This is a genomic window from Halorientalis brevis (genome assembly GCF_023077655.1).
This window is the reverse complement of record NZ_JALLGV010000005.1, coordinates 423,886-436,440: the sequence shown is the minus strand read 5'-3', so window position 1 is coordinate 436,440 and position 12,555 is coordinate 423,886. Positions and strand designations below refer to the sequence as shown.

Genomic DNA, 12,555 nt, shown 5'->3' with positions numbered 1-12,555 from the left:
GGGCGGTTCCGGGCCGTCCCAGGTACTCATCGCTGGTCTGTTGGGTCTCCATGCCGATGCTGGTCGTTCAGTTGCTGCTTCCCTACCAGTCCCGCGGGAATCGCAGGACGGCGGCCGTCCCTGTCTTTAAATAGGTCCGCGTCTTATCACGGACTAAGTGACGGAGACACAACCCCAGACTGAGCGAGCGGTCATCGCAAAGCGGGTGGACTCGGGCACGCCCGACACCGAGGAGGTTCGCGACCTGGCACGGGCGGCCGGGTACGAGATGGCGGGTGAGGTGACACAGACCCGGACAGAGGACCCGGCGCACCACATCGGCGAGGGGAAGGCGGAGACGCTCGCAGCGACGGTCGCTGCGACGGACGCCACGGTGGTCATTTTCGACAACCAGCTCGGTCCGTACCAGACGTACAACCTCGGCAACAAGCTTCCCGAGGACACGCGGATCATCGATCGGTTCCGGCTCATCCTGGAGATCTTCGGCCAGCGTGCCCAGACCCGGAAGGCACAGCTCCAGGTCGAACTCGCCGAACTCCGGTACGAACTCCCGCGGGCCGAAGCCAAGGCGAGTCTCGCCAAGCGCGACGAACGGCCGGGGTTCATGGGGCTCGGTGAGTACGACGAATCGCGCGAGCAGGACATCAAAAAACAGATCTCGAACATCCGGGACGAGCTCGCGAACATCGAGCAGACCGAGCAACACCGCCGCGAACAGCGCCGCGAGTCCGGCTTCGATCTCGTGGCGCTGGCGGGCTATACGAACGCCGGGAAGTCGACGCTCCTGCGCCGACTCGCCGAGGACCTGGACGTCGACGCCAACGAGGAACTCCATCCGGACCTCGATCCGACCGCCGAGAGCGAGGACCGACTGTTCACCACGCTCGGGACGACGACGCGCCGCGCCGAGATGGAGCGTCGCGACGTGCTCGTGACCGACACCGTCGGGTTCATCACGGACCTCCCGCACTGGCTGGTCGAGTCGTTCAAGTCCACGCTCGACGCGGTGTACCGTGCCGATCTGGTCCTGCTCGTCGTGGACGTGAGCGAACCGATCCAGGAGATTCGCGAGAAACTGGTCACCTGTCACGACACGCTCTACGAGCGCAACGAAGCGCCCATCGTCACCGTGTTGAACAAGATCGACACGGTCAGCGACGAGGAACTCCGTGAGAAGCGCGAAGCGCTGTCGGCGCTGGCGCCGAACCCGGTCGCCGTCAGCGCGAAAAGCGGCGCTAACGTCGAGGACCTCTGTTCGCGGATCGACCGCGAACTCCCGGCGCTCGAACGCGAGCGACTCGTCTTGCCGATGACCGACGACACGATGAGCCTCGTCTCCTGGATTCACGACCACGGCCACGTCGAAACTGTCGACTACGGCGACGAGGTCGTCATCGAGTTCGAGGCCCGGCCGGCCGTGGTCGAACGGTCCCGGTCGAAAGCAGGCGAGTTGGTTCCGGCAGAATCAGCGTAGTCGCTGCCCGTTTTCCGCCAGTTAGCGGACGTACTGCTGTGCAGCGATCCACAGGCCGACCACTATTGCGAGTACCCCGATCCCTCGGACGACCAGTTGCCACTTTCGTGGCGGGTCGCCGTCGGTGCCGTACTCACCGTGACGGCCGTCAGGGTATCGGCCCGCCGTGTGAATCTGGATGATCGCCTGTGGGTACGCGACGAAAAACACCCCGAGACCCACGCTCAGGACGGCCGCGAGCAGTTCGCGAAGCGCCATCAGTTACGCAGGCGTTCGATGCGCTTCTCTGTCGGGGGGTGCGTCGAGAACAGTTTGGCGATGCCCATGTCCTGTCCGAAGATACAGAGGGCGTTGACCTGTTCGTCGACGGCCGAATCGCGGGCGCGCTGGTTGCCCTGCGAGATTTTTTCGAGTGCGCGGGCCAGCGGGTCGCCGTTGCCGATGGTCCGACGGGCGTCGGCGTCGGCGACGTACTCGCGGTACCGCGAGATGGCCAGCACGAAGATCATCACGAACATCTGGACGATCTGGCCGACGACGATGGCCAGGATGAAGTCCGCGATGTCGTTGTCGCCGGTCAGCAGGACGACGTACTGAGCGACGATCGCGACGATCGAGGCGATTCCCTGGCCGAGCACCATCATCACCACGTCGCGGTTGGCGATGTGAGCGAGCTCGTGGGCGAGGACGCCGTCGAGTTCGTCTCTGTCGAGCAACTGCATCAGTTCCTCGGAGACGACGACGGTCCCGGCGCCTTTCCGACCGACGGCGAAGGCGTTGGGAACGCCCATCCGGGCGACCATCAGTCGCGGTTTGTCGATGCCCATCTCCTCGGACATACGCTCGACGGACCGGTGGACGTCTTGGAACCGGTCTTCCGGCATGTCTTCGGCACCGACGCTACGGAGGGCTGCCCATTTACCGACTTTGTACTGGAACCCGACGAGGACGACGCTCCCGATCAGGACGAGCGGGAGGACGCCGGTTCCGAACGCAGCCATCGCGACGAGGGCGGCGACGGCGTAGAAGAGGAACAACAGCGATCCGACGATCGCCATGCGGACTTTCAGTCCAATGTGTCGCATACCGAAATCATAGCGTCTCGAAAACTTATGCTTCGTGGTTCCGACACCGCGTACCCGAAACCGGTTACGGTTCCCCGTCACTCAAGCGCCAGTTTTTGCTTCTGGACGACGCGCACGTTGCGGATCGCCGTGTCCGGATACTGGCCGTCGGCGTCTTTTTCCGCTGCTTTCACCATGTCCCAGACCACGTTGAGCCCCGTCGTGACGCCCTCGAGCGCTTCCATCTCGCAGCCGGTCTTGCCGGTGGTCTCGACGGCGACGGTCAGCGTGACGTGGTCGTCGTCGAGTTCGAAGTCGGTGTCGACGTTCGTGATCGGAATCTGGTGACACATCGGAATCGTCTCCCAGGTGTGCTTGACGGCCTGGACCGCCCCGACGCGGGCCGTCGCCAGCACGTCGCCCTTCTCGATGCCGTCCTCGCGGATCGCCTCGATGGTCGATTCCTGGAGGTGGATCTCCCCGCGGGCCTCGGCGCGACGGGCCGTGTCGGGTTTGTCTCCGACGTCGACCATCTGGACGTTTCCGGACTCGTCGGTGTGGGTCAGGTCGTCGCTCGTCCCGTCAGGTCCCTCGTCGTCACCCATCGCTGTCACCCCAGAGCGCGGTCGGGATGGCGTTCAGGAGGTCCGCGGCCGTGAGGCCGAACCCCCTGTCTTCGACGACGAGGTCGCCAGCGCGACCGTTGGCGTACGCAGCGATCGCGCCCGCGTCGACGGGGTCCTGTGTACACAACAGGGCGCCCGCGACGCCCGCGAGCACGTCGCCGGTGCCGCCGACGGTCATTCCGGGGTTCCCCGTGCGGTTGACCCGCGTCGTCTCGCCGTCAGAGATGACGTCGTACGCGCCTTTCACCAGGAGCGTGTGACCGAGGTCGTCGGCGAACCCCGCGACGAGGTCGTCGCGCTCGCGCCAGTCCTCGTGGGTCTCCCCACCCATCTTCTGGAGTTCGCCCTGATGGGGCGTACAGAGCAGCGTCGCGTCGGTGTCCACGTCGGGGACGACCTGGAGCGCGTCTGCGTCGACGACGGCGCGCCCGTCGAACGCTTCGAGGAACTCCCCGACGGCCTCGAGCGTCCCGTTCGCGTTGCCGAGGCCCGGGCCGAACACCACGACGTCGTGTTCGACGGCCCGGTCGAGGAGCTGGTCCACGTGGTGGGGCTGGAGCATCTCCCCGGCGAACGACCGCATGATGATGCCCTCCTCGAAGCTCTGGACCTCCCTGGCGACCGACGCCGGACAGGCCACTCGAACCAGGTCCGCGCCGGCGCGGAACGCCGACTGGGCAGCGAGTGCCGGCGCACCGGTGTAGGGCCCGCCGCCGACGATCAGGACTTCGCCGTGGTCGCCCTTGTGGCTCTGCGGGTCACGCGAGAGCCGCAGGAGGTCGCCGCGTTCGACGAACAGCTCGGCGGCCGCGGGGATGCCGATGTCTGCGACCGTCACCTCGGCGTCGACGTCCTGCAGACCGGGTTTCGTCTCGTGGAACGTGACGACGTGATCGGCGTTGACGGCGACGCCAGCGGCCTCGCCGGTGTCCGCGTTGACGCCGGACGGCACGTCGACGGCGACGACCGTCGCGTCGGCGTCGTTGATTCGCTCGGCGGCCGTCGCCGCCGGTTCACGGAGCGCCCCCGTCACGCCGGTTCCGAGCATCGCGTCGACGACGACGTCCGGCGCCCCGACGTCGAGGTCGGCCGAGTCGCGGACCGCCTGGGCGTCGAGTTCGGCCCGCTGGAGCGCCTCCCAGTTCTCCCGGGCGATGTCGGTCGTGATGGTCTCGGGACGGCCCAGCAGGCGGACGCGCACGTCGTAGTCGGTGAGAAACCGTGCAGTGACGAACGCGTCGCCGCCGTTGTTCCCGCGGCCGGCGACGATCGTCACGTCGCTGCCGGGGTCGGCGACCTCGCGCACGACCTGCGCCACGGCGTTCCCGGACGACTCCATCAGCTGTTTCCGCGGCACCCCCAGCGCCGCGGCGTTCTCGTCGAGGACGGCCTGGTCCTGGATCAACATGCGCGAGCCTTCGACCGGCCGACCGTTAAGCCTGCGGGAGGTCAGTACTGGATCTCGAACCCGTCGATTCCCTCGTCGTCCTGGTACTCGACGTCGACGTCGTCGACGCGGGCTCGCGGACTCCCCTCGTGACACCACTCGACCAGCGCCTCGACGTCGTCCGCTGGCCCCTCGAAGACGGCCTCGACGCGACCGTCGTCCAGGTTGCGGACCCAGCCGTCGACCCCGTGTTCACGGGCGGTATCCCTGGTGTTCGCGCGGTAGTACACGCCCTGGACTTTCCCGGTGACGAACACGTGTGCGCGGACGCGATCTGCCATGCGTGGCGCTTCATCGCCACACCTGAAAAGGGTACGTGACTTCCCAACCGTCCCCGGTTATCCGTCACTCCCCGCCGTTGCGGAGGTAATGGAACACGTAGGTCTGTGCGTAGCCGGCGTATTTCCCGCCGAAGGCCTCTCGGATGGCACGCGAAGTCTCTTCATACGACCCCTGGTCACACTCGGGATAGTACTCCTCGATGGTGGTTCGAATCCAGGTGTCAAGGGGCACGGCTTCGAGGTATTCGAGCGAGAATAACAGGATGCAGTCGGCTACCTTGTCTCCGACGCCGACGAATCCGGTGAGAAACGATCTGGCCTCCTCGTACGGTCGGCCGCGCGCGTCCGCCGGGTCGAGCTCGTCCGTGGCGACGAGTTCGGCACTCCGCTGGACGTACGGCGCACGGTAACCGAGCCCTAACTCTCGGAGCTTTCCCTCCGTGGTCTCCGCCAGCGTCTCCGGCGTCGGGTAGGCGTGGTAACTGTTGCCGTCGAAGGTAATCTCTTGGCCGAACGTCTGACGGAGCGTTTCCTGCATGCGGTGGATGCGGGCGACCCGCATCTGTGCAGAACAGATGAAGGAGACGAGCGTGGGGAACGGCGGGTCCCGAACGAGACGCATTCCACCGTAGGTCTCGTAGGCGTCTCGGAGGAGTCGGTCGTCCGGGGTCTCGGCGACGATCTGCCCGAGGTCGTCGTCGAGGCGGAGGCGGTGCCGGAGACGGTCCGCTGCGTCGACGTGTGATTCCCATTCGAGGCGGCCATCGACTTGCCGGACGCGGAGGACTGCTGGGTCGTCGCGGGCCGGGTGGCGGACGGTCGTCCAGTACCACTCCGAGCCCCCGTAGGCGTCGGCTGTTTCGTAGGTCGTTCCGTCCTCGCGACTCCAGAGGTAGGACTGCCCGCTCTCGACGGTCGACTGGAGGTCGAACCCACCCGGAAGCGATCCGACGTCGATGACTCCCTGTTCCATCACGGGGAGGGATGGGATGGACCGGCTTGGGGGTTACGAGTCGACCTGCGCCGACGCCACCGCCGGCGGGCGATTCGAGACGGGCGAGCAGGCAGTCCGTAACCCGTACAGGCTAGCGATACCGGTTGAACGGACGCTAACCTTCTTACCACTGGCTAGCCAATCCGTGGGCATGAACTGCAGAGTTGTCGTGGAGGCCGCAGTTCCGGTGTACGACGTCGAGACGCCGGACGAAGCCGTCCGTATCGCCATCTCGAAAACGGGCGAGATGCTGAATCCCGACCTCAACTACGTCGAGATCAACATGGGGGAGCGGTCCTGCCCACACTGCGGGGAAGAGTTGGAACCGGCGTTCATCGCAGCCGACGAGAGTCTGGTCGCTCTGGAGCTGGAGATGACCGTGTTCAACGTCGAACGTGAGGAACACGCCGCTCGCATCGCCCGGAAAGAGATCGGCCAGCGCCTCGAAAACATCCCGCTCGACGTCCTCGAAATCGAACAGATCGAAGAGGAAGACGAGGACGCGAACGAGGATTCGACGACCGAGACGGCGGACGACGACGCCGTCAGCGAGGAGTCAGCTGGCGACGAGGTGCTTCCGGAGTTCGAGGAACTGATCGACAAGTAACGACTGGCCGGTTTTCACGACACGACTTTGCGAACTTCCCCCTGTCGGTGGGCTGTTCGTCACGCCCGACGGAGAGCCACCGCTGGCGTGTGAAAGATCGGTGGAGAGAAAGAGAGAGAACTCGAAGAGTGTGAGTGGAAGACAGCGAAAGAGTGCCGTTAGTCGGCGGCAGCAGGAACCTGTTCGGTCTTCTCTTCGGTCATCTCGGAATTGATGCCGTCGGCCAGCGCGAAGACGGCTTCCTTGTGGTCGTCCTTGGATTTGTGAATCGACGTCGGTCGGACGTTGATTCGGGCGTACTCGTCGTGCTCGACGGTGTTGCCTGTCTTCTCTTCGTAGTGGTTCTGTACCTGTGCAAGCAGGCCGTGGAGATGGATGAGTTCCTGCTTCTTCATGGTCATCCGAGCGTAACCACTCAAGGGTTATAGTATTACTCTGAGTCCCGTTAACATGGGTCCCTGCCAGAGAGCCGGCAATAATGGGGTTTTCAAGTGATTCGTGTTTCTCATCCAATAGCATACGAGTTGTTTCGTATCCGGTATAAGTGAAATCACACAGTCCGGCCCGGGACGGCGGCAGTGTGCACCCGCGGTTGAAAGTTTTTTGTCTCGCGCGCGGTTCAGTTACCGGTATGGACTACGAGGATCAACTCGACCGGGCGATGGAACACACCCCCGATATCGAGGGGAGCACGGATCGGTTCGACGTTCCTGACCCCGAAGTCCGTCAGGAAGGGAACGTCACGGTCTACGAGAACTTCCAGTCCACCACGAAACGTCTCGGTCGCGAAGACGATCACGTGATGAAGTTCCTCCAGAGCGAGCTCGGGACGAGCGGGCACATCGACGAGAGCGGTCGTGCGCGACTGACCGGTGAATTCGGCGAACGCCGCGTCCAGGAAGCGCTCGACGAATACGTCGAGGAGTTCGTCATCTGTCCGGAATGCGGACTCCCGGACACCAAGTTCGAGCGCGAACAGGGCGCGTTGTTGCTGCGCTGTGAAGCCTGTGGCGCGCTTTCGCCGACGAGCGGGTAAAAACGGGTTCAGTCCCCGATCACTGAAGGGATTTCAACGTCTCGAGGTCTCGGTCTGTCCGGGTGAACTCGGCGAGGCGGCGACTCGCGTGGCAGTTCGGACAGTGAAACGTTCGTTTGTGCGACGGGAGATCGTTCGGCGTCGACTCCCACCCTTTCGTACATTCCGGACAGAGCAGTCGGACGTATGCCTCCTTCATGCGTGCATTGTTCACAATCGGCAGGTAGAAAAAGCTTGTCAACAGTTCACAACCAACGATCCGGACCGGAGACAGTTCACGCGGAGACCTGTTTCGCTTCCAGGAGCTCCTTGTACCGGTTCCGGATGGTTACCTCGCTGATCGAGGCGACGTCGCTGACCTGGCTCTGGGTGACTTTCTCGTTGGCCAGCAACGCGGCGGCGTAGACGGCTGCGGCGGCGAGCCCGACGGGGCTCTTCCCGCTGAGCAGGCCAGCCTGACGGCCGTCCTCGAGGAGTTCGCGAGCGCCGCGTTCGACTTCGTCGGAGAGGTCCAGGTCCGACACGAACCGAGGGACGTAGCTCTCGGGGTCTGCCGGCTTGATCTCCAGGTTCAGTTCCCGGATGATGTACCGGTAGGTTCGAGTCATCTCCATGTCGTCGACGCGGGAGACGGCGATCATCTCGTCGATGCTGCGGGGGTTCCCCGACTGACGGGCCGCTGCGTACAGGGACGCGGTGGCGACGCCTTCGATGGACCGGCCCGGCAGCAGGTCCTCGTCGAGGGCGCGGCGGTAGATGACGCTCGCGGTCTCACGGACGGTCTCCGGAAGGCCGAGTGCCGAGGCCATGCGGTCGATCTCGCCGAGGGCCTGCTTGAGGTTGCGCTCCTTGGAGTTGCGGGTGCGGAACCGCTCGTTCCACGTACGCAGTCGCTGCATCTTCTGGCGCTGGCTGGAGCTGAGCGACCGTCCGTACGCGTCCTTGTCCTGCCAGCCGATGTTGGTCGAGAGCCCCTTGTCGTGCATCATGTTCGTCGTCGGTGAGCCGACGCGGGACTTCTCGTCTTTCTCGCTGCTGTTGAACGCGCGCCACTCCGGCCCGCGGTCGATCTCGTTTTCTTCGACGACCAGGCCGCACTCGCGGCACACGGTTTCGCCGTGTTCGCTGTCGGTTACGAGGTTCCCACCGCACTCGGGACATACCTGTTCGCTCGTCGATTCTCGCTCGGTCGTGGATTCGGTCGTCTCTCGGTTGCCGGTCTGTTCTGTCTCTGTGGTTCGGATTGTTGTGTCGCTCATGGGGGAATCGTGGCTTGCCGGCGGCGAAAGCGTAAAAAATCTACCGGCGTGCTGCTAACTCATAGTAAGCTCGAAAAGCATATAAACCTTTCGCTGAATGGAGTGGGTGGTAACACGGGCCATAACAGGCGCACAACCGCGCTATCGCCCGTGAGGCGGCCATCCGTGACCTGTCTGCTGAACGGTGAATAGGGGGGCCGAAGGGTGAAGCTACCTGACCCTGGATCGTACTCGCCCAGGCTGTGTCCCCAACGACGGAGAGATCGATCGACGTCGTTGTCCTGCAGGACGATCAGGTGATGGCGGACCTGCGTGGGCGCCAGGTCGAGAGCCTTCGCGAACTGACCGGCGTTCCGCGGACGGGTATCGACCGCCCGATCCTTTCGAGCACGGTATCTTCCGTCCCGCGTGCCCGGCAGCATACGGAATCCCCTCTATCCGCTGCGATAGATGCGACAAGCCAGGCTACGAGCACCGACCGCAGCAGTGCCGTCGGCTCCCTTCGTCGCCTGTTACCGGTTTCGGAGCACCGTCACCGCGATGGCGATGGCGACTGCGAGGACGGCGAGCGCTGACGGCAGCGGGTCCGCACTCCCGCCGAACTCCCAGTCGTACACGATGGAGCCGGCCACTGCGATCACAAAGAAGACTGCTCCGACGAGTTAGACAGTCCGGTTGTCGCTGTAACTGCCGGGCATACTGACGACTTCCCTCTCTGAACGTAAAAACCCGACAACACGGTTTCAGGGTCGGAAAGCACCCAACGCAGCTTGCGTGCGTCTAGACGGTAAAGAGGTGTCCCTCTGCGGGCACGTCGAACAACCCCAGCCGCGCCCCTGCGTCCAGCCACGCGTGTCCGTACGAGAACGAGGCGAGTGCGTTCACGAGATCGTCCTCGTCGCGGAAGTGACGGCCGTCCTCGAGGTAGGAGGCTGCCATTTCCTGATACTCGTCGGCTGCGTCGGCGAGCGGCGTGTCGGCCGGGACGGCAATCTCTGCCTCCGCCAGCGCCTCGGCGAGTAACCCCTCGTAGCGATCGGTCTTCTCTTCGAGATCAGCGGGCATGCTGGGGCATGAGTCCGGCGGGACCATTAGTCTCCCCATGGCGGCCGGGTCCGTTCGGCAACCGCCGAGACTCCCATCCTCTCACCGCCGTGAGTGTCAAGTCTTCCCGAACGGTATTGTGGGGCACGCGTATTTCTACACCGCCATAATGGGTTGTCAACACATGCCGGACTCCGAAAGTCGGGTTTAGTGGGTCCGATAGTAGCTACACCGCCTCGGCAGTTGTGTATTGTTAGGGCAATACTATTGTGCGAACTGCGCACAACAGCGCAGGGTTAATAGCCCGGCCGACAATACGATGAGATATGACTGCCGAGGTCGCCGAACATCGCAAACTCATCATCGCAGGTACAGGGATTTCCGGACTGACCGCAGCTATCTACGCCGCTCGTTCGAACAACGATCCGCTCGTTCTGGAGGGCGACGAACCGGGTGGGCAGCTGACGCTCACCACCGACGTCGCCAACTACCCGGGTTTCCCGGAAGGCATCAGCGGCCCGGACCTGGTCAACAACATGAAAGAGCAGGCCAAGCAGTTCGGGGCCGAGATCGACCACGGCATCATCGTCGACGTGGATGCGAGCGACCGGCCGTTCCGCGTCGAACTCAAGGACGGCACCGTCTACACCGCCGACGCCGTGATCGCCGCCTCTGGCGCCAGCGCACGGACGCTCGGCATTCCCGGCGAGGACGAACTCATGGGGTACGGCGTCTCGACCTGTGCGACCTGTGACGGGGCGTTCTTCCGCGACGAGGACATGCTCGTCGTCGGTGGCGGCGACGCCGCCATGGAGGAAGCGACGTTCCTGACGAAGTTCGCCGACACCGTCTACCTCGCCCACCGTCGCGAGGAGTTCCGCGCCGAGGACTACTGGATCGACCGCGTCCACGAGAAAGTCGAGGAGGGCGACATGGAGATCATGAAAAACACCGAGATGACCGAAATCCACGGGACCCCCGAAGACGGCGTCGATCACGTGACGCTCGTCCAAAACCCCGAGGGCCACCCGACGGAGAAACTCGACGACCCAGAGACCGAAGAGTTCGAGTTCGACGTCGGCGCGGTGTTCCTCGCCATCGGCCACACGCCGAACACGGAGTACCTCGAAGGGACGGGCGTCGAAATGGACGACGCCGGCTACCTCGTCACGCAGGGCGGTCGCGGCGGCGGACAGACGAAAACTGCCGTCGAAGGCATCTTCGGCGCTGGCGACGTGGTCGATCACCACTACCAGCAGGCGATCACGGCTGGCGGCATGGGCTCGAAGGCAGCGATCGACGCCGACGAGTACTTAGAAGAGCACGCGACGGCCGAGGCCGCCGAAGGTGCGACGGCAGACGCGGAAGCCGACGACTAAATTCCCTCCCCTCTGTTCGAGAGACGTTTGAACGGTTCGATCGACTGGTTACACGTCGACGTCTTCGTCAGGGGTCTGGCACGTTTCCACCCGGGTGTGAGTGCGTGCCGATTCGAGAAACAGATCCGTCACCCACAGCAGCGTCAGCGCGACCATCACGACCGTGAGCAGGTCGGTTGGAGACATGTTACGTTACCGTGGGCGAATCGGTAAATAGCTCGCTAGGAGAGCTATAGAGACGTATGGTGTAGAACAGGGCAGTCAATACCACATCATCACTGATTCGCGCCGTCACCGCACGGACGCGGACCCAACAGATGCTTTAGGGTGGTTCCCAAAGGGAGGGACATGGCAGACCAGGAGACGGTGACGCTCACGATCGAGGACGAGGACGGAACGGAAGACGAACTGACGGTCCCGACGGGCCTGCTCGACATGCTCCGCCAGGACGGCGAGACCGATCCCGAGGTCATCGGCGACATCGCGATGATCGGCCTGGCACAGCGCATCCACGGCGCGATCCACCACAGCCAGGGCGAACCCGCACAGGAAGTCAAAGACGCAGAGGAGATCACGCTCGACCTCTTCGAGCAGCGGTTCGGCCAGACCTTCGGCGAGATGACCGGCCACGACCACTAACGTCGACTCGCTGTTCGCCTTTTTCAGGGAACGTCCCACTGCAACAGCACGCCTTCGTCCAGTCGCTCGACCGCCTTCAGCGACAGCGCCGGGAAGTCCTCGGTGAACCCGTCGCCGTCTGCGAGCGTCGGGGCGTCCCGGCCGCCGATGATCTTCGGCCCGACGAACACGGAGCACTCGTCGACCAGGTCCGCGGCGAACAGCGAGAAGATGAGCTCGCCGCCGCCTTCGACCATGAGCTGGTCGATCCCGTCTGCTTCGAGCTGTTCGAAGGCGCTGGGCAGGTCCACCCTGTCGTCGCCGGCGGCGATGACCGTCGCTCCGGCGTCTTCCATCTCCTCCATGAAGTCCGTCGGTGCCGCTTCGCTGACGAGCAGATAGGTGGGGGCGGCGTCGTCGAGGATCGTCGCGTCCGGTGGCGTCCGAATCCGGGAGTCCGCGATCACTCGGGCTGGGTTCGACGGGTCGCCGTTCCCGACGCGGTCGGTTCGACGCTGTTCGCTGTCGAGCGTCAGTGACGGATCGTCTGCGAGGACTGTCCCGACACCGACCATCACGGCGTCGCTCGCGGCCCTGAGTTCGTCGACGCGGTCGAAATCCTCCGGCCCGCTGATCGCTATCTGTGTCCGCTCACGGGAGGAGATCTTCCCGTCCGCACTCATCGCTGCGTTGACGACGACTCGCATGTCGTCCGTGTTACTGGTC

The 12,555-nt window shown here is 64.1% G+C and carries 18 protein-coding genes; 5 read left to right on the top strand and 13 right to left on the bottom strand.

The features are described 5' to 3' along the window. Positions 1 to 157: 157 nt before the first annotated feature. Positions 158 to 1,474, top strand: a complete 1,317-nt coding sequence (hflX, locus tag MU553_RS14195; RefSeq protein ID WP_247378665.1) for a GTPase HflX — start codon at positions 158 to 160, stop codon at positions 1,472 to 1,474. Positions 1,475 to 1,495: 21 nt separating this feature from the next. Here the strand turns inward: hflX and MU553_RS14190 are convergent, their stop codons facing one another. The 6 genes from MU553_RS14190 to MU553_RS14165 form a co-directional block, all read right to left on the bottom strand. Continuing rightward, the gene (locus MU553_RS14190) at positions 1,496 to 1,732 is read right to left on the bottom strand and encodes a DUF6199 family natural product biosynthesis protein (protein ID WP_247378664.1); all 237 of its coding nucleotides are present in this window, start codon (positions 1,730 to 1,732) and stop codon (positions 1,496 to 1,498) included. Continuing rightward, positions 1,732 to 2,532 (bottom strand): M48 family metallopeptidase, encoded by an 801-nt coding sequence (locus tag MU553_RS14185; protein WP_345893382.1) that lies wholly within the window; start codon positions 2,530 to 2,532, stop codon positions 1,732 to 1,734. The genes MU553_RS14190 and MU553_RS14185 overlap by 1 nt, the downstream gene beginning before the upstream one ends. Positions 2,533 to 2,636: 104 nt before the next feature. Then, positions 2,637 to 3,143: a cyclic pyranopterin monophosphate synthase MoaC gene (gene moaC / locus MU553_RS14180; protein ID WP_247378662.1), complete on the bottom strand. Its 507-nt coding sequence runs from the start codon at positions 3,141 to 3,143 to the stop codon at positions 2,637 to 2,639. Beyond that, entirely contained in the window at positions 3,136 to 4,572 is a 1,437-nt protein-coding gene (locus tag MU553_RS14175; RefSeq protein WP_247378661.1) for an NAD(P)H-hydrate dehydratase, read from the bottom strand. The genes moaC and MU553_RS14175 overlap by 8 nt, the downstream gene beginning before the upstream one ends. Positions 4,573 to 4,613: 41 nt before the next feature. Then, positions 4,614 to 4,892 (bottom strand): acylphosphatase, encoded by a 279-nt coding sequence (locus tag MU553_RS14170; RefSeq protein WP_247378660.1) that lies wholly within the window; start codon positions 4,890 to 4,892, stop codon positions 4,614 to 4,616. Between the two features lie 64 nt (positions 4,893 to 4,956). Continuing rightward, positions 4,957 to 5,865 (bottom strand): DNA-3-methyladenine glycosylase family protein, encoded by a 909-nt coding sequence (locus tag MU553_RS14165; RefSeq protein ID WP_247378659.1) that lies wholly within the window; start codon positions 5,863 to 5,865, stop codon positions 4,957 to 4,959. 172 nt (positions 5,866 to 6,037) lie between these two features. Between MU553_RS14165 and MU553_RS14160 the strand changes: the two genes are divergently transcribed. Then, positions 6,038 to 6,493, top strand: a complete 456-nt coding sequence (locus MU553_RS14160; RefSeq protein ID WP_247378658.1) for a DUF555 domain-containing protein — start codon at positions 6,038 to 6,040, stop codon at positions 6,491 to 6,493. 158 nt (positions 6,494 to 6,651) lie between these two features. Here the strand turns inward: MU553_RS14160 and MU553_RS14155 are convergent, their stop codons facing one another. Further along, complete coding sequence (locus tag MU553_RS14155) at positions 6,652 to 6,888, bottom strand: UPF0058 family protein (RefSeq protein WP_247378657.1); 237 nt, start codon at positions 6,886 to 6,888, stop codon at positions 6,652 to 6,654. A gap of 236 nt (positions 6,889 to 7,124) precedes the next feature. Here MU553_RS14155 and MU553_RS14150 point away from each other — a divergent pair, with 236 nt between their 5' ends. After that, positions 7,125 to 7,529 (top strand): translation initiation factor IF-2 subunit beta, encoded by a 405-nt coding sequence (locus tag MU553_RS14150; protein WP_247378656.1) that lies wholly within the window; start codon positions 7,125 to 7,127, stop codon positions 7,527 to 7,529. A gap of 19 nt (positions 7,530 to 7,548) precedes the next feature. Here MU553_RS14150 and MU553_RS14145 read toward each other — a convergent pair whose 3' ends face one another. The 4 genes from MU553_RS14145 to MU553_RS14135 all read right to left on the bottom strand — a co-directional run bounded on the left by MU553_RS14145 (position 7,549) and on the right by MU553_RS14135 (position 9,853). After that, complete coding sequence (locus MU553_RS14145) at positions 7,549 to 7,728, bottom strand: DUF7836 family putative zinc-binding protein (RefSeq protein WP_247378655.1); 180 nt, start codon at positions 7,726 to 7,728, stop codon at positions 7,549 to 7,551. A 76-nt stretch (positions 7,729 to 7,804) separates the two neighbouring features. Further along, positions 7,805 to 8,788: a transcription initiation factor IIB gene (locus tag MU553_RS14140; protein ID WP_247378654.1), complete on the bottom strand. Its 984-nt coding sequence runs from the start codon at positions 8,786 to 8,788 to the stop codon at positions 7,805 to 7,807. A gap of 512 nt (positions 8,789 to 9,300) precedes the next feature. Then, complete coding sequence (locus tag MU553_RS23625) at positions 9,301 to 9,429, bottom strand: hypothetical protein (RefSeq protein ID WP_282594305.1); 129 nt, start codon at positions 9,427 to 9,429, stop codon at positions 9,301 to 9,303. A gap of 139 nt (positions 9,430 to 9,568) precedes the next feature. Then, positions 9,569 to 9,853: a DUF357 domain-containing protein gene (locus MU553_RS14135; protein ID WP_247378653.1), complete on the bottom strand. Its 285-nt coding sequence runs from the start codon at positions 9,851 to 9,853 to the stop codon at positions 9,569 to 9,571. Positions 9,854 to 10,158: 305 nt separating this feature from the next. On the opposite strand from MU553_RS14135, the gene MU553_RS14130 reads away from it, so the two are divergent. Continuing rightward, positions 10,159 to 11,211 carry an NAD(P)/FAD-dependent oxidoreductase gene (locus MU553_RS14130; RefSeq protein WP_247378652.1) on the top strand — a complete coding sequence of 351 codons (1,053 nt, stop codon included), beginning with the start codon at positions 10,159 to 10,161 and terminating at the stop codon, positions 11,209 to 11,211. 48 nt (positions 11,212 to 11,259) lie between these two features. On the opposite strand, the gene MU553_RS14125 is transcribed toward MU553_RS14130, so the two are convergent. Continuing rightward, entirely contained in the window at positions 11,260 to 11,397 is a 138-nt protein-coding gene (locus MU553_RS14125) for a hypothetical protein (protein ID WP_247378651.1), read from the bottom strand. Between the two features lie 162 nt (positions 11,398 to 11,559). On the opposite strand from MU553_RS14125, the gene MU553_RS14120 reads away from it, so the two are divergent. Next, positions 11,560 to 11,850 (top strand): DUF7545 family protein, encoded by a 291-nt coding sequence (locus tag MU553_RS14120; RefSeq protein WP_247378650.1) that lies wholly within the window; start codon positions 11,560 to 11,562, stop codon positions 11,848 to 11,850. A 23-nt stretch (positions 11,851 to 11,873) separates the two neighbouring features. Here the strand turns inward: MU553_RS14120 and MU553_RS14115 are convergent, their stop codons facing one another. Further along, on the bottom strand, positions 11,874 to 12,536 hold the full coding sequence (locus tag MU553_RS14115) for a 2,5-diamino-6-(ribosylamino)-4(3H)-pyrimidinone 5'-phosphate reductase (RefSeq protein ID WP_247378649.1): 663 nt from the start codon (positions 12,534 to 12,536) through the stop codon (positions 11,874 to 11,876). Positions 12,537 to 12,555: the final 19 nt, after the last annotated feature.